This is a genomic window from Leptospira mayottensis 200901116 (assembly GCF_000306675.2).
Lineage (GTDB): Bacteria > Spirochaetota > Leptospiria > Leptospirales > Leptospiraceae > Leptospira > Leptospira mayottensis.
Genome location: NZ_CP024871.1, coordinates 2,080,001 through 2,100,000, shown reverse-complemented (window position 1 = coordinate 2,100,000; position 20,000 = coordinate 2,080,001). Strand labels below are relative to the sequence as shown.

At 39.9% G+C, this 20,000-nt stretch carries 20 protein-coding genes (2 of these 20 running past the window's edge); 11 read left to right on the top strand and 9 right to left on the bottom strand.

Annotation, left to right across the window (positions count from 1 at the left end):
• The 6 genes from LEP1GSC190_RS09410 to sppA all read right to left on the bottom strand — a co-directional run.
• Positions 1-486, bottom strand: the 5' portion of a protein-coding gene (locus LEP1GSC190_RS09410; RefSeq protein ID WP_036047597.1) for a hypothetical protein. The gene continues 810 nt to the left of window position 1, outside the view; 486 of the gene's 1,296 nt are visible here — the first part of the coding sequence; it begins with the start codon at positions 484-486; its stop codon lies beyond the left edge, outside the window.
• A 98-nt stretch (positions 487-584) separates the two neighbouring features.
• Positions 585-878: a hypothetical protein gene (locus tag LEP1GSC190_RS09405; RefSeq protein WP_002763986.1), complete on the bottom strand. Its 294-nt coding sequence runs from the start codon at positions 876-878 to the stop codon at positions 585-587.
• 2 nt (positions 879-880) lie between these two features.
• The gene (locus tag LEP1GSC190_RS09400) at positions 881-1,861 is read right to left on the bottom strand and encodes a PP2C family protein-serine/threonine phosphatase (RefSeq protein ID WP_002764012.1); all 981 of its coding nucleotides are present in this window, start codon (positions 1,859-1,861) and stop codon (positions 881-883) included.
• Positions 1,858-2,481 (bottom strand): hypothetical protein, encoded by a 624-nt coding sequence (locus LEP1GSC190_RS09395; RefSeq protein ID WP_002763951.1) that lies wholly within the window; start codon positions 2,479-2,481, stop codon positions 1,858-1,860. Before LEP1GSC190_RS09395 ends, LEP1GSC190_RS09400 begins: the two co-directional genes overlap by 4 nt.
• 50 nt (positions 2,482-2,531) lie before the next feature.
• The gene (locus LEP1GSC190_RS09390) at positions 2,532-3,953 is read right to left on the bottom strand and encodes an MBOAT family O-acyltransferase (protein WP_002763923.1); all 1,422 of its coding nucleotides are present in this window, start codon (positions 3,951-3,953) and stop codon (positions 2,532-2,534) included.
• Positions 3,954-3,992: 39 nt separating this feature from the next.
• On the bottom strand, positions 3,993-4,982 hold the full coding sequence (gene sppA, locus LEP1GSC190_RS09385) for a signal peptide peptidase SppA (RefSeq protein WP_004279576.1): 990 nt from the start codon (positions 4,980-4,982) through the stop codon (positions 3,993-3,995).
• A 189-nt stretch (positions 4,983-5,171) separates the two neighbouring features.
• On the opposite strand from sppA, the gene LEP1GSC190_RS09380 reads away from it, so the two are divergent.
• The 5 genes from LEP1GSC190_RS09380 (at position 5,172) to LEP1GSC190_RS09360 (ending at position 11,044) form a co-directional block, all read left to right on the top strand.
• Complete coding sequence (locus tag LEP1GSC190_RS09380; RefSeq protein ID WP_002745692.1) at positions 5,172-6,071, top strand: aldose 1-epimerase; 900 nt, start codon at positions 5,172-5,174, stop codon at positions 6,069-6,071.
• Positions 6,072-6,296: 225 nt separating this feature from the next.
• Positions 6,297-8,006 (top strand): DNA repair helicase XPB, encoded by a 1,710-nt coding sequence (locus tag LEP1GSC190_RS09375; RefSeq protein ID WP_002763996.1) that lies wholly within the window; start codon positions 6,297-6,299, stop codon positions 8,004-8,006.
• Between the two features lie 66 nt (positions 8,007-8,072).
• Positions 8,073-9,290, top strand: a complete 1,218-nt coding sequence (locus LEP1GSC190_RS09370) for a pyridoxal phosphate-dependent aminotransferase (protein WP_002745681.1) — start codon at positions 8,073-8,075, stop codon at positions 9,288-9,290.
• Between the two features lie 3 nt (positions 9,291-9,293).
• On the top strand, positions 9,294-10,226 hold the full coding sequence (locus LEP1GSC190_RS09365; protein WP_002763952.1) for a hypothetical protein: 933 nt from the start codon (positions 9,294-9,296) through the stop codon (positions 10,224-10,226).
• A complete protein-coding gene (locus LEP1GSC190_RS09360) occupies positions 10,214-11,044 on the top strand; it encodes an alpha/beta fold hydrolase (protein ID WP_002763913.1) in 831 nt (276 codons plus the stop codon). The genes LEP1GSC190_RS09365 and LEP1GSC190_RS09360 overlap by 13 nt, the downstream gene beginning before the upstream one ends.
• Here the strand turns inward: LEP1GSC190_RS09360 and LEP1GSC190_RS09355 are convergent.
• Positions 11,001-12,479 carry a sodium:solute symporter gene (locus LEP1GSC190_RS09355; RefSeq protein ID WP_002763950.1) on the bottom strand — a complete coding sequence of 493 codons (1,479 nt, stop codon included), beginning with the start codon at positions 12,477-12,479 and terminating at the stop codon, positions 11,001-11,003. The genes LEP1GSC190_RS09360 and LEP1GSC190_RS09355 overlap by 44 nt on opposite strands.
• A gap of 231 nt (positions 12,480-12,710) precedes the next feature.
• Between LEP1GSC190_RS09355 and thrB the strand changes: the two genes are divergently transcribed.
• Positions 12,711-13,676 (top strand): homoserine kinase, encoded by a 966-nt coding sequence (gene thrB, locus LEP1GSC190_RS09350; protein ID WP_002763929.1) that lies wholly within the window; start codon positions 12,711-12,713, stop codon positions 13,674-13,676.
• A gap of 378 nt (positions 13,677-14,054) precedes the next feature.
• On the opposite strand, the gene LEP1GSC190_RS09345 is transcribed toward thrB, so the two are convergent.
• Positions 14,055-14,693 carry a hypothetical protein gene (locus tag LEP1GSC190_RS09345; RefSeq protein WP_002763939.1) on the bottom strand — a complete coding sequence of 213 codons (639 nt, stop codon included), beginning with the start codon at positions 14,691-14,693 and terminating at the stop codon, positions 14,055-14,057.
• 9 nt (positions 14,694-14,702) lie between these two features.
• Positions 14,703-15,008, bottom strand: coding sequence for a hypothetical protein (locus LEP1GSC190_RS09340; RefSeq protein ID WP_002764018.1), 306 nt, complete (start codon positions 15,006-15,008; stop codon positions 14,703-14,705).
• 262 nt (positions 15,009-15,270) lie between these two features.
• Here LEP1GSC190_RS09340 and LEP1GSC190_RS09330 point away from each other — a divergent pair, with 262 nt between their 5' ends.
• The 5 genes in view from LEP1GSC190_RS09330 to bioA are tightly spaced (at most 26 nt apart) and all read left to right on the top strand, a layout consistent with a single transcriptional unit that may run on beyond the window.
• Positions 15,271-16,317: a DsbA family protein gene (locus tag LEP1GSC190_RS09330; RefSeq protein WP_002763975.1), complete on the top strand. Its 1,047-nt coding sequence runs from the start codon at positions 15,271-15,273 to the stop codon at positions 16,315-16,317.
• A gap of 26 nt (positions 16,318-16,343) precedes the next feature.
• The gene (locus LEP1GSC190_RS09325; RefSeq protein ID WP_002763916.1) at positions 16,344-17,324 is read left to right on the top strand and encodes a malate dehydrogenase; all 981 of its coding nucleotides are present in this window, start codon (positions 16,344-16,346) and stop codon (positions 17,322-17,324) included.
• Between the two features lie 19 nt (positions 17,325-17,343).
• Positions 17,344-18,474 (top strand): aminotransferase class I/II-fold pyridoxal phosphate-dependent enzyme, encoded by a 1,131-nt coding sequence (locus tag LEP1GSC190_RS09320; RefSeq protein WP_002763922.1) that lies wholly within the window; start codon positions 17,344-17,346, stop codon positions 18,472-18,474.
• Complete coding sequence (gene bioD / locus LEP1GSC190_RS09315) at positions 18,474-19,139, top strand: dethiobiotin synthase (RefSeq protein WP_002763993.1); 666 nt, start codon at positions 18,474-18,476, stop codon at positions 19,137-19,139. Before LEP1GSC190_RS09320 ends, bioD begins: the two co-directional genes overlap by 1 nt.
• Positions 19,136-20,000: the 5' portion of an adenosylmethionine--8-amino-7-oxononanoate transaminase gene (gene bioA, locus LEP1GSC190_RS09310; RefSeq protein ID WP_004279511.1), read on the top strand. Its footprint extends 437 nt past the window's final position; only the first 865 of its 1,302 coding nucleotides appear in the window; the start codon lies at positions 19,136-19,138; its stop codon lies off the right edge, out of view. The genes bioD and bioA overlap by 4 nt, the downstream gene beginning before the upstream one ends.

The following is a 20,000-nucleotide window of genomic DNA, read 5'->3' as shown; positions in this document are numbered from 1 at the left end:
TTCTGGATTTACGATATCCTTCAAAGACAGATAACGTGTTGAAACCATCCTGTTTCTTCTTTGTCGATACAAATTAAAGTTTCCGGTTTTTATGGCGCCTATAGAAGTAAGATTCGATTCTCCCCTGACAATTTGGAAAGGGATGGATCCGATTGGAAGGTATGGATTTTGTTGAATCGGATATTTTGTATCGTTTGCGATTTCAAAGGATGGTTCGGGGAAACGTTTACCTTTGGAAAAGATTTTTTCTTTTTCAAAACTCAGGTAAGCCATAAAATCAATCGATTTGTGGGAAAACGAAATTTGATTCCATTCTAAAAAATATAAAAATCGAGGAATGAGAGAAGGGGATGCAAATAAAAATGGAAGCTCTTCGATTTCCTCGGATTGAAAATCGTAAAAAGGATCTATTTTCGATTTCAATCGGACGATCGAGTCTGGATTTGCCAGAACGAAAATATAATTTGTTCCTTCTTTTAAAGGCACGTGATTTGCTGAAGGTTTGTTATTGATTTGTGGTTTCAATCGGAAAATCGGAACACTAATACCAGAAAAAATCGCCTGTTTTTACGGGGTAAAAAAAATTAAAAAGATTCGCGTAACGTATCTGGAATGGGAGTGGAAAGTCCAGGGGAGTAGTAGTTTCTTTTTGTGAGTTTGGATACGAGTGCTTTTTTGAAATTGTTAAAATTGTATTCAACTTTTAGAATGCGAATTTCATCCTCTAATCCAAACGGAATAAATTCTATGATTTCTTCCTCGGTCATTCCGGTAACTAAGGTAACGTCGTGGAGAATTCTTCCCAATTTGCGCACATCCCTCACTTCAAGCGGGATCAGATTTAGAATTTTGATTTCAAGCTCGTTAAGTTCAAACATTATCACTTCTTGCGAATCATAACTATGGTCATGTCGTCTTGAATTCTTCCGTTCGTATGTTTTAAAATTTCGGTAAAAAGATCATCGGCGATTTTTCCGAGATGATTTTTGGGAACCCCTTCCAAAAAACGAAACAAACTTTCTCCAAAATACAGGTTTCCGTTATTTTTCTGTTCGTAGAGCCCGTCTGTAAAGCAAAATACGATGTCTCCGGATTCCATATGAAAACGATTTTTGCTTTGTACGTTTTTCAAACATGCGTTCATGGTGGTGGATATGAATTTCCCATCGGTTTCCACAATTCGGTTTTCTCCGGTTCTTTTTTTATAAATCACAAAACTTGGATGAAGACCCGAATGTTCTATGTTTCCCTGTTTATCGGCTTTGATCAAAAGAAAAGTCGCATATAAATTAGAATTGATCGTTGGATTTTGTTCTGTCCTTTTGAGAAGATCTTCGTTGATATCTTCTATCACTTTGTAAGGATTTAAGTCGTATTTTACTAATAAGGCCATCTTTTGGAAAATCATCATACTGAAAATCCCTGCTTGATAGCCGTGTCCGACTGAATCTCCGATTCCGATCCAATAGTTTCCTTGTGGATCAGTTAAAAAATTATAAAAATCGCCTCCGATCGGATTGTAAGTGAGAGTTCTTCCGTATATTTCGTAGTTTTCATCGTCTATTGGTATCGGAAACAGATAATTCTGCATTCTATAGTCGCCTTTACGGTAACGTTTTGTTGTTTTTTCTTGGATTTCGTTTCTTGGAAGTATTTTTTTAGTTGAAAATAATATAAAAGAAACATAATTTACTAAATAAAGAAAAATGATAATGATCAAGTAAAGGACGATTCTTGCTTTTGGGGAAAATGGTTGAGTTTGCAGAACGCCGATGGCGATTGTTAAACAAATTAGATTTATACTAAGTAAAAGCCAGCCGATTCTTTGAAAGTAGCTTTTTATATGATCCGTTAAATTCATGGTTTGTAAAAATAAGCGTGAAATTGGAATTCCTTCTTAAGAAAGTTTTTTCTCGCTATTTGAAAATACTTATCTTCTAGGTAAGGCTTACTTACTCCGTTCAAAAGTCCGTATCTTTTTTCCTGATATCCAGATTCATACAATAATGGGACGAGAGTTTTTGTAGAAGAATCATAATGATATAACAATTTGTGATGAAACGGAAGATATTCGATTTGAAATGCTTCTCCATTTCCCTGAAAGAATGTTTCACCCTTCTGATTCGTTTCGAGTAAGACCCAATTTCCCGATACGTAATACCTTCCTTTTCCGCATATGATATGAGTTGTGTACTCGTTTATATCCTTCACTTCCCGTCTCATAGATTTTTCGAACGTGCGGTCTTCTGGATTTAGAAAAATTCTTTCCTGAACCGTATTTTTGTAAAAGAGGGTATTTAGATGTGATCTTTCCGGTCGGTTTCGTACATAAATTCCACCCGGAATTTTTCCAGAATCCGTTTCTAAAGTGGAATTTGGAGGAAGTTCTCGAATCCATTCGGGAGAACAGCAAAACAAAAGGATGGATGTAAGAAAAAGAAGTTTTAGACTTGGAAGAAAAGAGAATTTTCTAAGATCCAAATAAGCCCTCCTTTCGTCGGCGTTCTAATCCCCTTTTTTAAAGGGAGGTTTTAAAACTGAAAGTAAATAAATTCCCCACCGCCGTCTCCGAAAACTCCCAGAAGCAAAAGTAATAGGATACTAAAAGCAGGAATTAAGATCTTGGAACGTTTTTCAATCTTTTCCATTAGTTGTGGAAAATACTGAAGCGAATTTAAGCCGATGGTCAAAAATATAAACAGAAGTAGTTCTTCCCAACGAGGGAGAGTTTTTCCGGAAAAAAAGTTCTTAAAACCACCGATCAGATCCAGCAAAAACGGAACCGAGTTCTTTCCTACAGAGCCTGCTCGGAAGAAAATACCTGAAAACGCAAATAAGTTCAAAGTTACTGCGGTTCTCAATAGTCGTACTATTTTAGAAGAACCTGAGTCAATTCTCTCAGCTTGTTTTGGCTCTAAGATTCTTTCCACCGCAAGGATCAAACCCAAATACGCTCCCCAAAGAACAAATGCGATATTGGCTCCATGCCAAAGCCCTCCCAGGCACATCGTAAGAAACATATTCCACTGGGATCTAAATTCTCCCTTTTTACTTCCGCCGAGAGGAATGTAGATGTAATCCCGTAACCAAGTAGAAAGTGTCACGTGCCATCTCCCCCAAAATTCGCGGAAAGAGAGAGATAAAAAAGGACCGCGGAAGTTTTCCGGAATTTCATATCCAAGTAGGAATGCGGAGCCTCGGGCTATGTCGGTATAACCGGAAAAATCGCAGTAAACCTGACAAGCAAAACTGAGGATCGAAATATAAATGGAAGCCGCATGGTATTCCCCGGGTTCTAGATAAAGAGGAGAAATGATCCCGGCTATGGAATCGGCGAGAACCGATTTTTTAAACAGACCGAAGATCAATAAAAAAATTCCTTGTGTCACCCTATGTTTGTCGATCTCGGGATGATCGAGTTTTGGTAAGAAGTCAGTCGATCTCATGATTGGACCAGCGATCAATTGGGGAAAGAATAGGATGAATAAAAAATAATCGTTTGCGCTGATTTTTTGCGGAATGATTCCTCTGTGAATGTCTACTTGGAGAGCGATCAACTGAAACGTATAAAAACTGATTGCTAGAGGAAGAAGAATTTCGACTGAGGTTCCGAGTTTTTGCCAAAGTTCCATTCCCGTAATGGAACTCATGAAATCCATTAAAAAGTAATAATATTTGAAGAAAGCGAGGTTGACTACGTTTATAAGGACTACCCACTTCAGAAGTTTTCCTGTCGGTTTTCCTTTTTCCCTGTTTTTCCAGAGTTTGAGCGAGAAATAATAATTCATTCCGATTATTAGAAGAAAATGAATCAAAAACGCAATATGGGAATATCCGTAAAATATGATCGACGAAACGAGAAGTACTCTTTTTTTCGCGGGTCCGTCTACGTTCCAGTAGATCAAATACGTGATTAGAAATAAGAAAAGAAAGGGTAAAGAATTGAATAACATTGATATACCGGAAAATAGATTCTAAATTTCTAATGGACCTTAGTAAGACCAGATATATAGAAAACGAACCTGTCTTCTTGTTCCGAGAATTTTCGAGATTGTAGAATCCTGTTTTAACTCGGGAGATTGAACCTGATAAAAGTTGGCCCTTTTATCCGTATTCTGGGAATAGTAAATGATTCTCGGACTATTGTTTCCCGGAGTTTTTCTGTAACTCGGGAGGGCCATCGTCTCTTGAACCGCGTTGTCAAAATAACCAATCTTATCAATTAACCCGTGTTGAAGCGCTTGGGATGCGGTGAAAATTCTTCCGTCGGCAATCTTACGAAGTTCGGTGGGATTTTTTCCGGGTCTTCCGTTCTTTACGACTTCGAAAAATTTTTCGAAGAGATCGTCCACAATAGATTGAAGCAGTTTTCTTTGCTCGGGAGATAGATCTTCCAAGGGAGAGCCGATGGTTTTATTCCCTCCAGAACGGATCGACTGGTCCTTAATTCCAAGTTTGTCCAAACCCTCTTTTACATTGATTCCGGAAAGAATCACTCCGATTGAACCGGTTACGGAAGTAGGATGTGCGATTATGAGATCGGTCGCCATCGAAATATAGTACGCGCCGCTCGCCGCAGTATCCATAAACAAGGAGACCACAGGAATTTTCTTTTTAGCTTTAAATTGAAGAATCTCTTTGTAAAGGATGTCGCTTGCGGTTACAGAACCTCCTGGTGAATTGATCTTCAAGATCACGGCCTTGATTTCTGGATCCAGTTCGGCGAGTTCGAGTTGTTTTTTAATTCCGGCTAAGATTGAATCTTCTTGGCCCCCGAAAAAGGTTTTTTCTCCTTCGTCGCTGATTACTCCGTCTATGGGAATGATGAGAATTTTGTCTTCGTTTTTACCGGAAAGGAGTTTTTCCCTCAATTCTGCGGTTTTCGAGGGGGTGCCTAGATTTGCATTTACCGGAATATAACAATTGGAAAGAAAAAGACTTAAAAAAAGAAGATGGGTCCAAGTTAGAATCAAGTGTTTCAAAGAAATTCTCCTATCGTCAATTTTCCCTAGTTAAACAGGCTTTCAATTCCTTTCCATCTATTTTAAGGGAACGCTTCGAGTGATTCGTAATTAGGTTTTATATGTTAAAGGATTTTACCTCGCCATTAAAACGCTGGAGTTCCCAAAAATAGATGGAAAAGATTCGGAATTTCCAGGAAGTTTGTGGAAGTGCCGGAAATTTTTAGTAATTGTTCCCGATTAAAATTTACGGATAACGGGGAACAGATCCTTTCCTGGAGCTGGAGACATCCCTTAAGTGGCGAATGGCTTGAGATTATTTCCGGGTATGATGAAAAAGAACCGTTCTTTTCTTCCGGTTCATATTTGATGTATCCTTGGGTTAATCGTCATGCCGATGATAGGATTCGTTTGGGAGAAGAGTGGATTTCACTTTCTTCTATCGGAACTAAAGATAAGAACGGATATCCTTCTCATGGGCTTGTCTATTCTTGGAAACGCAGGATCGTTCGAAAGACGAATAATTCGATTGAGTTCGAACTTTATCCGGAAGAAGTTTTATCGGATTCTTCTTTGGGAAAGGTAATCGTTCGGGAAATATATTCACTATGGAGAATTTTGGACGAAGAAGTTCTTACTCTCAAAACTTCCTTTTTAAACCTCAATTCTTATCCGTTTCGATTTTGTTATGGTTATCATCCTTATTTTAGAATGAAATCCGATCAATGTCTCCTCCGGTCTAATCTTAGGAAACAGATTCCTTTACGAGAGGATCTAACTCCGGCTTATCCCATTTATGGAACGAAAACGGATCGATTTACTTTGGAGAGTATCCCCGTGTTAGATTCTTTATTTTTTGGAAAAGATGCGTGGGTGTTATTACAAGTTCCGGATGATTCCTATCAAGTTCGAATTCAATCGAACGTTTCGATGAGGAACGATATACGGCTTTCGTATTTTCAAATTTATACGAACTTTACAGGAGATCGAATTGCGATCGAACCGATGAGTGCTCCGGGGAATGCGTTTTTAAACGATTTTTCTTTGACGACTATTTTTCCGGGAGAAGAAAAGAGCGGAAGTTTTCAAATTCTGCTTTCCATGTTGTGATCTTTTCTTAGAACTTCCGCGAAAGAAATCGCTTTCTGTATTTTTTCATTCTTCAGTTTTTTGCTGATGGAACGAAAAAGATGTTATGCGTGATTTGGGAAAACTCGGAAATAACTTACTTCTAAGGAACTTTCGATAAATTTCGTGATAGGATTCTTATGTTCGCATTCTTCTTGACAGAAAGGGGTCGATTTTCAGTCTAAACAAACAGGAAACCAGACACAAATGAGTAAACCCTTAATCGTTCAGAGTGATAGAACTATGCTTTTGGAGGTAGATAATCCGGAATTTGAAGCTTGTCAAAGTATAGTTTCCAAATTTGCTGAGTTAGAAAAAAGTCCGGAATACCTTCACACATACAGAATTTCTCCCCTTTCCCTTTGGAATGCGGCGTCGATCAAAATGACTGCTGATGAAATTGTAGAATGTTTGGAAAAGTTTTCCAGATATTCCGTTCCGAAAAACATCGTAAATGAAATCCGCGAACAAATTAGTAGGTACGGTAAGGTAAAACTTGTCAAGGAAGAGTCTGGAGAGCTTGCAATCCTATCGAATGAAAAGGGATTTCTCCAAGAGATCGGAAATCATAGAGCGGTGCAACCCTTTATTGAAACCGTTTTTCCCGATAAAATTTATATCAAAAAAGAGTACCGCGGTCACATCAAACAAGCGTTGATCAAAATCGGTTTTCCCGTGGAAGATCTTGCTGGTTACGACGAGGGAAATAAGTACGGTTTTAACTTGAGACCTACGAGTACCAACGGTAAAAAGTTTGGAATGCGGGATTACCAAAGAGCTTGTGTGGAAGTATTCCATGCGGGAGGTGGTAACGAGGGAGGCTCTGGTGTTGTAGTGCTTCCTTGTGGGGCCGGTAAGACCATCGTGGGAATCGGTGTAATGCAGATCGTTGGAGCCGAAACCTTGATTTTAGTTACAAACACACTTTCGATCCGCCAGTGGAGAAACGAAATTTTGGATAAAACCGATATTCCTCCCGAGGATATCGGGGAATATTCCGGTGAAGTCAAAGAAATCCGTCCAATTACGATTGCGACGTACAACATTCTCACGCATAGGAAAAAGAAGGGCGGGGATTTTACACATTTTCATCTATTCAGCGCGAATAACTGGGGGCTCATCGTTTACGACGAGGTCCATTTGCTTCCCGCTCCCGTGTTCCGAATGACTTCTGAACTTCAGGCAAAAAGAAGACTCGGACTGACTGCGACTCTTGTAAGAGAAGATGGTCTGGAAGAAGACGTATTCTCTCTTATTGGACCGAAAAAATACGACGTTCCTTGGAAAGAACTAGAAAGTAAGTCTTGGATTGCGGAGGCGAAGTGTAAGGAAATCCGAGTGAATATGGAAGATGATCTACGTTTGAAGTATTCCATTGCGGATGACCGCGAAAAGTTCAGACTCGCTTCCGAAAATCCGGAAAAGATGAAAGCAATTGATCTCATCATGAAAAAACATTCCGAGTCTCATTTGCTTGTGATCGGACAATATATCAATCAGTTAGAAGAAATATCAAAGAAATTTAATATTCCTTTGATTACGGGTAAAACTCCACTTCCGGAGAGACAGACTCTCTATGACGCATTCCGTTCGGGAAAAATTAAGTCCCTCGTAGTCAGTAAGGTGGCAAACTTTTCGATCGATCTTCCGGATGCGAATATTGCGATTCAGGTTTCGGGCACCTTCGGTTCTAGGCAGGAAGAGGCGCAGAGATTGGGTCGAATTCTGAGACCCAAGGGACACGATAACACGGCCGTATTTTATTCTCTTATTTCAAGGGATACGAATGAGGAACGTTTTGGGCAGAATCGCCAGTTGTTTCTCACTGAACAGGGATATGAATACGAAATTTATACTTTGGATCAATTTAGAGAAGCTCAGGAAGAATTGGCTCAGTTGCAACTGAATAATGTCTGATTCTTTTCCGTTCGAATCGATCGAAAAAAGACGGATCAAAGTCAAAAATATAAAAAGGGGAACAGAATGGATCTCAGCGCAAAAAGGCTGAACGTCATCGAACCTTCTCCCACACTCGTGATTACCGCCAAGGCGAACGAGTTGAAAAAAAAGGGAGAAGATATTGTCAGTTTCGGAGCTGGGGAGCCCGATTTCGAAACTCCGTCCCATATCAGAGATGCCGCAAAGAAAGCGATTGATAAGGGAATGACGCGTTATACGGCTGTTTCTGGAACGGTCGAACTCAAGGAGGCCATCGTTCATAAATTCAAAAGAGATAACGGGCTTGATTACGAAAAAACCCAAGTCATCGCTGGAACGGGTGGAAAGCAAGTTATCTACAATTATTTTCTGGCAACTTTAAACGCAGGTGATGAGGTCATTATTCCCGCACCGTATTGGGTCAGTTATGCGGATATCGTTCGTTTGGCGGAGGGCGTCCCTGTGATCGTTACTACCACTCCGGAAAATAACTTTCAAATCACTCCAGAACAATTGAAGAAGGTGATTACTCCTAAGACAAAATGTTTGATCTTAAATTCCCCTTCCAATCCGACGGGAGCCGGTTATTCTAAAAAGGATTTGGAAGCTTTGGGAGAAATCGTACTTTCTGCTGGAATTCAGGTGATGAGTGACGATATTTATGAAAAGATTGTCTACGACGGATTTACCTTTTCCAATCTTGCAATGCTGTCTCCCGAACTTAAAAAGCAGACTTTTATCGTTAACGGAGTTTCCAAAACTTATTCCATGACTGGTTGGAGGATCGGTTACGGGGCTGGGGATTTAAGAATTGTTAAGAATATGGAAACGATTCAAAGTCAGTCTACTTCTAATCCTTCTTCGGTTTCTCAAGCGGCGGCGGAAGCGGCGATTGCAGGAGATCAGGTTTGTGTGGAAGAGATGAGAAAGGCTTTTGAAGTGAGAAGAAATCTGATCGTTTCCCTTTTAAATTCAATCCCTGGTGTGAAGTGCAATCGTCCACAGGGCGCGTTTTACGTTTTCCCATATCTCACGGATGTGTATAAAACTCCAGGTTTTGAAAAACTAAAAAAAGAAACTTCTGAAACATCTCTAAGCAAAATCTTTTGCAGTATTCTATTAGAAAAATATAAAGTAGCGGGAGTTCCCGGAATCGCTTTCGGAGAAGACCAAGCTCTTCGACTTTCCTATGCGATGGGTGAAATGGATATAAGACGCGGAGTTGAAAGAATCGCGGAAATGATACGGGATCTGAATAAGTAAACAATGAGACGGATCGTTTTGGTCCTCATCTTTTTTATGGCTGTCCCGTATATTTGGGGAGGTGATCGGTTGGTTCTTAAGCCGAGTTCCCCCCTCTATTTATTTCCGGATAAAAAATCGGAAATTCTTCGTCGTTTAGGTTTTGGGGAAATCGTTCAGAGCAAAAACGAAAAACAAAATGATCGTAACTTTCGTTTTGTATCCGATTCTTCCGGATTGAGCGGTTGGGTAGAGACCCAAGTCCTTTTCGATTTGGAGGGAAGGGGCGCGTATAAGATGGTTTTACGTTCCATCGATCGTATGTTATATTCTGCTAATACCGGCCTCAACGAATTCGAATCCGTTTTTCAGTATTTGAATTCCCTGGAAGAAAATGGGATTTATCATTCGGACGAATACCTCTATCTAAAAATCAGAAGGGCGGTCGTTTTGAACAGAATATTAGAAATGTTGCAAGAAGGCGAAAACAAACGTATGGAATCCAAGTTACTCGGATATCTTTCCAAAAACCCCGAAGATATCATTCCCGGAGAAAAAGGAACCCATGCAAAAATTAACCCGGATGTATTCTGGAAGATCGCGGAAGAATTCAGGGATAAGGGGCCCGGAGATTTTGCCGCGTTTTTAGGAGTCAAACACACTCCGGAGGCAAATTGTAAAAGGGACGTTTTTTGTTTTATCGGCGACGAAAGAAAAAGAAGAATTCGTTATTTACAACTCAATCCGAACGGAAACTATGCTAGCGTATTCGCCAATCAGATTTCCAAAAGATTAGAAATTTTAACAAAAGATCTTGAGACAATTCAATGTGGTAAGGGAGAAGCGCGAAAAGAAATTTACGAGTCTTTTCGTAGGGATTTGCAACTTCTTCCTTATCGATATGGCAAAAAATACCACGGTTTTCTAAAAAAAATCCAGAAAGAATGTCTGCCGTAGATTTAAGTTTTCGTAAGATCGATTTTCAAAGCGGGAAGTTTTTTTCTCCGATTTGTGGCCCGATTTTAATTTTACATGGACTTTTCGGTTCCTCTAAAAATTGGTTAAGCGTAGGCGATTTCCTAAGCCGATATGCAGACGTTTATCTGATGGATCTTCGAAATCATGGAGATTCCCCACATTCAAGCGAACATTCTCTTGCTTCTATGATAGAAGACGTGGAAGTATGGATTACAAAGCAAGAAATCGAAAAACCGGTGATTTTGGGTCATTCCATGGGCGGGCTCGTGACGATGGGTTTCGCATTAAAAAATCCGAATATTCCTTCTTTCTTATTTGTGGAGGATATTGTTCCTAAGGACTATTCGTTTCATTACGAAAGCGAGCTTGCCTGTCTTCGGACTGACGTTTCCGGTTTTAAATCCAGGCAGGAAATTGATGTGGTTTTGACGGAAATTCTTCCCAATTCGTTTATTAGAAACTTTTTAGAGATGAATTTGGAACGACTTGAAAACGGCGGTTATCGATGGAAACTGAATGTAGAGGGGATTGCAAATTCTCCCAGACTGTTGCAAGATTTTTTCAGTAAATATGTAGAAAGTCCGTATCTGGGGCAAACGTATTTTATAACTGGCGGAGTTTCGGAATATTTTCATAAGGAAGATATTGGGCTTACTCAAAACTTTTTTCCGAATTCTCAATTTTACACAATTCCAGGTGGGGATCATTATATTCACTTCACAAAAATGTCTGAGTTTAAAAGAATTTTAGAATCTATTTTTGAAAAGCTGGACGATTCTGAATTTGCAATAAACTGAATCCGAGTAAGAAACAGGTTCCGATTCCAAAGGGAACGAGCAGAGTAAAACCGAAGCCGGTCCATTTTCCGAAGATCAAAGTCAGAATCGGAGTCAATCCTATGGATAGGGACGCAAAACTATCTTTTAAATTCTGCATGTAAGAAAAACTTTGAATTTTCCCGCTTAAAAAAATCGCGATGATCGGACCGACAGTATAGGAAGCGATCGACAAACCTAGTTCGACTAAACCCGTTTTTCCTGTCGTTGTTAAAAAGAGCGGAAAGAGGGAACTCAAAAGGAGAATCGTTCCCCAAAATAAACTCAATGTTCCCGAACCAAATCTATCAATTCCTAAGTCTACTTTGGTCGTTAAGGAAAGCGAATTGATCGAACTCGATAAAGTAGACATCGCGGAAGCCAAAATAGCGGCCAACAAAAATCCAGTAATCGGAGAAGGTACTTCCTCCATAATGAATTTGGAAAAAACCTTATCTTTGGGAATAGCGGAACCTTCATAATAAAAATATAATAAAATTCCGATACTTAAAAATAATACGAATTGAAAGAAAGCAAAAATTCCCGAAGAGATCATCGCCTTCTTTGCATCCGGTTCGGATCGGCAAGCAAGAACTCTTTGTACGAACATCTGATCCACTCCATGGGTTCCTAAAGTCAAAAGAATTCCTCCTAAAATCGCAGTTGGTGCAAAATACGCGGAAGAAAAATCATTCCATTCGAAAATTTTGAACTTATTTGTCTGAAATGCATTCTGAATGAGGTCAGAAACGTTTAAACCTCTTTCTAAAAGCAAGTTTCCTAAGTAGAAAAATGTAAAGATTCCTCCCGCAACGTAGATCAAAAATTGAATCGAATCCACCCAAACGACGGAACGAAATCCACCTTGAACCGTATAAAGAACCGTAATTCCCGAAATTAAAAGAAGACTCAGAATTTCTGCGTTACGAGTTACTATCTCCATTGCACTATATTGTTTTAAGAACCCTTCCAATAGGATCGCAACCGGAATCGCGGAGGCGTACATTCTCACTCCGTCTCCTAAGATTCGAGTGAGTTTAAAAAGAAAGGTAACCGTTTTTTGGGAAATTTTTCCGTAACGGATTCCTACCCATTCGTACACGGAAATAAATCCCGATTTGTAATACATTGGAATAAAAAGTTCGGCTACGATGATTCTTCCCAAAACAAAACCCAAACCAAGCCCGAGAAAGGTGAGATTGCCAGAATAACTCAGTTCAGGAATATTCAAAAAGGTAAGAGTTGAAGTTTCTGTGGCAACGATCGAGAAACTCAACGCGATCCAGGAAATTTCTCTTCCTGCGAGAAAATAAGAAGAAGAATCTTTGTCTTTTTTTCTGGAAGTGAGCCATCCGGAAAAAAGAACCAATACTATGTACAAAAGCAGAACGATTAGGTCCAAAATTGAAAAGTGCATAATCAGGCAGAATGCACTCTGATAAGATCAAGAAAACTCTTTTTCCCTTAGAATCCGTTTCTTAACATTTCGGAATTGAACATCACTTGTGTATCTCGTTTTTACAATTATTTGGAGTTAATCGATTCGAAAATCTGGATTCTGGAAGACGAAAATCAAATGACGGTTTGATTCGGAGAAAAATTGTGGTTGTAGCTTTTACGATCATTTTTCGATCTGCTTTCATTTTTTATGCCTTCGATTCGACAATATTCCATTCGGGTTCCAGGAACCTCGGCCAATTTAGGACCGGGTTTTGATCTTTTTGGTCTTGCGTTTCGAGTCTACAACCGATTTCAGTTTCAATTCGTTCCCGAAAGGGAATTCAAAACCTCTGTAAAAGGGATGGACGCTCTTCCTTTTGATCCCGATGAGGATCTTGTTCTATTTTCGTACCAATCCTATTTTAAAAGGTTTTTACCTGGTGTTGAACCGCTTCCGTATTCCTTACTTATGGATCTTGAACTTCCGATAAAAGGGGGGCTTGGTTCTAGCGCGAGTGCAGCTGTAGCTGGAGTTTGTGCCGCGAGATTCGCACATAAGAATTTTTATTCTAGGATTCCTTTCCCGAAGGAAAATGAATTTCTGTTTCATCTCGGTCAGATCGAAGGGCATCCGGATAATACGATCCCCGCTTATTTGGGTGGTTTTGTATTTGCCTATTTCAATGGAAACCGTTTGGAATATGTTAAAAAGAAATTTCCAAAGAAGGTACGTTGTTTTTTGATCGTACCGAATTTGGAGACTTCAACGCATCAATCTAGAAAAGCTCTCCCCGGTTCTTATTCCACCGAGGACGTGATTTTTAATATGAGCCGTATCGCTACATGGATGGAATTTTTGGATTCGGGTAAAATTTCTCTTTTGAAACTCGCTTTGGAAGATCGAATTCATACTCCGTATCGAATGCATTCCGGGTTTGAATTAAATTCTCTTTTGACCGAGATAAGTAAAAATTTAATCGGACATTCGCTTTCTGGAAGTGGTCCTTCCGTTCTTTTGTTTTCTGAGAGAAACAAAGCGGTTCGGATAGAAAAGATTCTTAAAGAAAAGATCGCCGAGTTCGTTCAAAAAACTCATTTCGATTGTCAGCTTCTTTCCTTAAAAGTGGAGGAGGATGGGATTTTAGAATCCTGGAAAAGTATTCAAGTTTTATAATATTAATAACTATGCATACTAAAAGAAGAACGAACTAAAGGTCAATTATACGATGTCTGAACAATTCTACGTTTCCATTCTGTATTGTCCGCTCCTTCAAAAGACCAAAAAAGGTTCATCTCCGAGATCGTCTGATTGACTTGGAGGAATCGGGCTTGTAAATCTTGTTGGTATGCTCGAATTGACGATTTATGCTTCCGTTTTCTACCAGGTCCCAGATAATTGACGTTGTATATTCGCTCAACAAAACCAGGAATCGGATTCCAAAAATATTGCCCGATTCATATGTTTTCTGGATTGTAACTGATTTCTTTTAAGGTTTTTAAGACCCAGGCTTTTAGATTAAAATAGTCGGAAATACTTTCGAGATCGGAAAATCTATTCCTCCGATTCTTCTTTTCCGAAGGCAAATAATCCTTTTTTAATCGGGGTTTTTCGATTGAGACCGGGATGTATTTTTGTGATCGTGAAAATGAATCGCATTCTTTCTTTTCCGAAATTATTGATAAAAAATTCAGAAGAAAGGCTGATTTCAAAATATTGAATCATTCTTTCTTTGACCACTTTGTCTGAAATTCGAAAGTCCGCGTTTTTACCGATTACTTCATAACTATCCAGTTTTTCTGCAGATTCCATTTTGGAAAATGTAGGCATTCCCGGAGGTTTGAACAATACGAAAGAATTCCGTAATATTTGAATTTCATAATCTTCTGAATCTTTCGCTTTTTTTAGATTGAATACCAGATGATTATCTGAGATTGCATTGCAGTAGGTTCGAATGTTTCCGGAAGTTTGGCCAACGCTAAATCGAACGTTTCTCTGACTTTCGGAAACTACGAGTAAGAATTTATCTCCTTCTTCGGGAGGAGTTCCGACTCCGGCGCTTTCTTTTTTTATCGCGGGATAAATTACTTCCTTAAAAAATAGAAAGGTGAGGCCGATAAACGCGGCCAAACCTATGAGGATTAAAAAAACGTCTAAACCGACCGTGTAGATAAGACCGAGAGTAAAAAACAAATTTCTTCTCTATCGTTTTACGTCGATTTTGTGATCGGTCGGATTTTCACTCATTCTGGAGCGTATCATCATGGAAAGAAGGTTTTTCATTTGTTCGGGACTGATCACTTGATTCATTCTTTCTTCAAAGGATATAGGGGAAGGTTTCATAACAAGCTCTTCCGGTTTGATTTCATTCACTGTCGATTTGGGTTTTGTCCGCGGAATCGATTCTGGAATTTGTGCGTCTTTTTCTTGGATTTGTACCCCTGGTTTTACTTCTTTGCTAAATTGGGGCAACGAAAAAGACTGGACTGTAATCCCTGTTACATTCATAACCCCGAACCTCCTTGAAATTTGGATTGGACTCTCTACTAAAAATATCGGTAATAGAGGATTCACTTTAGCTTTTTTTTGGATTTTTTTATTCCTTTAGAATTATTTCCCACCGGAATTTTCAAGTTCAGGAAAAAGGAAAATTTCAGAAAAGAGTGAAAAAACAGCCTGAATTTATCGTTTGCCACTCTACCTCGGATTTCTAAATTGGCAGTAGGGAAACTAAGTCGCTGTTTTTCCAACCTCTGGAGGGAATAGTTCCATGCAAGACATAATCGAAAAATTAAAAACAAGAGAATTCAGGCCTTTGCTCATTCTCTCTGCCGTTTTTTTTATCTACATCCTGCTTACAATTTTTCCGCTCATTAGTTATTTTTCTTCGGATGGGGTCGTTCAAATTAACGGTAAAAGTTATACTATCAAAGATGTCGAAAAGGACAATCCCCAAATCGCCCGTAAGTTTTATGCGGAAACAAACGATCGTCTCTCTCGTATACTTTCCGAATTTGCGAGTAAAAAGGTGGTTTCGCTCGCCGCAAAAGAGCGAAAAGTTTCCGAAAAAGATCTTTTAGACCCTTCGATCCAATCTCCGAGCATTGAGGAAATGCGCGCTGTCTATGAACAATATAAAAATTCTCCAGCGCTTCAGGGTAAGTCTTTTGATCAGGTTAAATCCGAAATTGAAAATCATCTTGTTTCCCAAAAAAAGGAAGAAGCGAGAAATTCTCTTTTTTCTGAACTTCGCAATCAATACAATATTTCCATAAAAGTCAAAGAGCTCCCTCCTCTTAGAGACGATACGATTGTTGCGGGTAATAATCCTTCTATCGGGCCGGAAAATGCAAAAGTTACCGTCATCGAGTTTTCCGATTTTGAATGTCCTTTCTGTAAAAGAAGTCAGGATGTGAATGCTCAGTTAAGAGCAAAATACAAGGATCAGATTCGTTGGGTATTTAGAGATTATCCACTTTCTTTTCATCCAAACGCCATGTTTGCGCATATCGCCGCGAATTGTTCCACGTCTCAGGGCAAATACTGGGAATTTTTCAAAGTGCTTTTTGATAACTCCGGAAATCTTTCGAAGGAAAGAGTTTTGGATTTAGCAAGAGGTATGGGTTTCGACATGAAAACGTTCAGTCAATGTGTGAACGATGCCTCGGTTCGTAAAGAAGTGGAAGCAGATATGGCTGAAGGTGAGAAATACGGTGTCAGTGGAACTCCCGCTTTTTTTATCAATGGAATTATGATAGAAGGTGCGCAACCGATAGAAGCGTTTACGAAAGTGATCGATCAGGAACTTAAAAATTAAAATTGGAAAATAGGAGCTAGTCAAATATGGGTAAGACGGTGAAGGTCGCTGTTACAGGCGCTGCGGGACAAATTGGATATTCGCTTCTTTTTAGAATCGCTTCCGGACAGATGTTTGGTGCCGATACTGCGGTGGAAATTCAAATGCTTGAGTTGGAAGCGGCGTTACCCGCGGCAAAAGGTGTGATTATGGAACTGGAAGATTGCGCATTTCCTCTTCTGCAAAAAGTAACTATTTCCTCCGATTTGGATACTGCTTTTAGGGATATCAATTGGGCGTTGTTAGTCGGTTCCGTTCCTAGAAAAGCTGGAATGGAACGAGGGGACCTTCTTAAAATTAACGGAGGGATTTTCATAAATCAGGGAAAGGCGATCGAAAAAAATGCAGCCTCCGATGTAAGAGTTCTCGTGGTTGGTAATCCTTGTAATACAAATTGTCTGATCGCAATGAACAACGCAAAAGGAATACCAACAGATCGTTGGTTCTCAATGACTAAATTGGATGAAAACAGAGCGAAGTCACAGCTTGCTTCCAAAGCGGGTGTTCCCGTAAAAGAGGTAACCCATTTGGGAATTTGGGGAAATCATTCCTCCACTCAATATCCGGATTTTTACAATGCAAAAATTTCCGGTAAACCGGTAACCGACGTAATTTCCGATCACGAATGGTTGAAGGGAGATTTTATTAAAAACGTTCAACAAAGAGGAGCCGAGATTATCAAAGCAAGGGGAGCTTCCTCTGCGGCAAGTGCAGCAAACGGAGTTGTAGATACCGTCCGCGCAATCATCACTCCGACAGCCTCTGGCGATGCCTTTTCAGCGGCCATTGCTTCCGACGGGTCTTACGGAACTGAAAAAGGATTAGTTTTCGGATTTCCTTTGAAGTCTGATGGAAAGAAAGTGGAGATCATCCAAGGTCTTCCGTTCAACGACTTTGCGAAGGAAAAATTCAAAACTACTCATGACGAACTCATTTCCGAAAGAAATGAAGTGAAGGAAATGCTCTAAAATCCAAAAGAGAGGTTTTTTGAACCTGAATCCGTCTACGTTCCTTCAGAAAGCCTCTTTTGTTTTGGAATCTTTGAAAGAGAATTTTCTTTTTCGATCCCTGGAAGTTCCTTCTGGGGTCGATTTGTCCTCTAACGATTATCTTGGTCTTACCCGTCACCCCGAACTCATCGAAAGTCTGAAAGAAGGTTTGGATCTTTACGGGGTTGGCTCCGGAGCTTCCAGACTGGTCTGTGGACATAGAAATTCCTTTGAAATTGCGGAACAAATTTGTTCCGAATGGATTGGAACGGAAACTGCTCTGTGGGTTGCTAACGGTTATGCGGCCAATCTAGGATTGATTTCTTGTATCGCAAACGCAAAGTCGGAGATTTTCACGGATCGGCTCAATCACGCTTCGATTTTGGACGGAATTCGTCTTTCGGGCGCTGAGAAAACATATTATAAACATCTAAACTTAAATCATCTTGAAGAACTTCTCCAAAAATCCAAAAAAAAGGAAAAGATTATCATATCCGAAAGCGTTTTCAGTATGGATGGAGATTTCGCGCCGATTTTGGATCTTCTCTATCTCAAAAATAAATACGACGCGGTTTTGGTTTTGGATGACGCTCACGGAATCGGAGTTTTTGGACAAAGCGGAGAAGGTAGAGTGGCTCAGGTTTTAGGTCCTGAAAGAATGAAAGAGGTGGACTTTATTACTTATACGGCCGGGAAATCTTTGGGTTTGGAAGGCGCTTGGATTGGAACTTCCAGGATCGGAAAAGAGTTTCTGATCAATAAGATGCGGACCTTTATTTATTCTACGGCGCCCATGCCCGCGATCACACATGCGGTTCCAACTTCCATTTCAATCGTGCGGTCCATGAGAAAGGAAAGAGAGGATCTTTTAAAACGCTCGGACCGCTTTCGTATTTCTCTTGAGGCGAAAAATTATCCGAAGTCGACTTCCGAATCGCAGATTGTTCCCATTTTATTTCCTTCTGAAAGAACTGTTTTGGATTCCGCGGAAATTTGTAAAAACAACGGACTTTATGTTAAAGCGATCCGTCCTCCGACCGTGAGCGTTCCCAGGCTTCGAATCAGCATTCATTCCGATACAACGGAATTTGTATTAGAAAAATTGATTTCTCTTTTGCCGGAGTTTTGATGGCAGTATTTGTCGGAGCCACTGGAACGGATGTAGGTAAAACTCTTTTTAGTTCTCTCATCTTGGGAAAATACGGAAAGTCTTTAGGGCTCAAATATTTCAAACCTGTTCAAACCGGAAGTGATAGCGATCGGGTCACTTTGATGAATCTTACGGGTCTTCACGAAAGTTATTTTCTCAAAAACTATTATTCTTTGTCTTTTGCTGGATCTCCTCACTATGCTTCCGAATTGGAAGGGGTTGAGATCGATTCGGATGAACTTTCCAGACATCTCTATAGCATTCGAGACGAAAAAATCATCGTGGAAGGAGCCGGTGGTCTACTCGTTCCGTTGACCCGAAGAATTCTTACTCTAGAATTGATCCGACAATCTGAGATTCCTCTCATTTTAGTGGCTCCTGTTTCTTTGGGTGCGATCAATCAAACACTTCTTGCAATCGAAGCCGTCCAAAATCGAAAGATTGATCTAAAGGGAATTTATTTTATAGGTGTTCCCGATAAAACCACGGAAGATAATATTCGAACGATCACGGAATGGAGCGGAGTGACTTTACTTGGAAATTTCTTTATGAACTCAAAAGAGAAAATGAGTCGGGAACGTTTTCAAATCGAATGCCTTTCCCGATTCGATCAGTGTGAAGTAATAAAGAAAATGTTCGTATGATTTGGTATCCGTTCACGCTTCAGTTCGAATCCAATTCTCCCTTAAAGATTGAGAGAGCAAAAGAAGAATTTTTGTATGACGAAAGGGGAAACTCTTATATAGATGCTGTTTCTTCTTGGTGGGTGAGTATTCACGGACACAACCATCCTAAGATTATTCAAGCCGTTAAAAATCAATTGGATAAACTCGATCACGTTTTGCTTGCCGGGTTTACGCACGATCCGGCTGAAAAACTTGCAAGTGAACTCTTAAAAATTACGGAGGGTTTGTTTTGTAGGGTTCTTTACTCGGACAACGGTTCCACCGCCGTCGAGATTATGATAAAACTTGCATATCAATATTTTCAGAATACGGGAGAAACGAATCGTAGAACATTCATAAAGTTTAATACTTCCTATCACGGAGATACAATAGGAGCTATGAGTGTAGGCGGAAATTCGGTGTTCAATCGGGTTTTTCAAGGGCTGATGTTTCCGACGGAAGAATTTTTAACTCCGAATTGTAGCTTTTGTCCGATGAAAAAAAAGCCTGATTCTTGCAACGTAGAATGTGTGGATCCAATCGAAGAGTTTTTTCAAAGGAATCCGAAGTCTGTTGCGGGAATTGTGATTGAGCCTTTGATTCTGGGTTCGGGGGGGATGATTTTTTACAAAGAAGAAGTTCTTCAGAGACTCGAAAAGATCTCCAAAAAATATGGGACTTTACTTTTGGTGGACGAAGTTTTTACCGGCTTTGGGAGAACCGGTTCGCTCTTCGCTTATCAAAGAGCCAAAATCCGGCCCGATTTGGTAGCGATGGCAAAGGGATTGAGCGCTGGCGCAGCCGCGATAGCAGCGACTCTTACAACGGATAAAATTCATT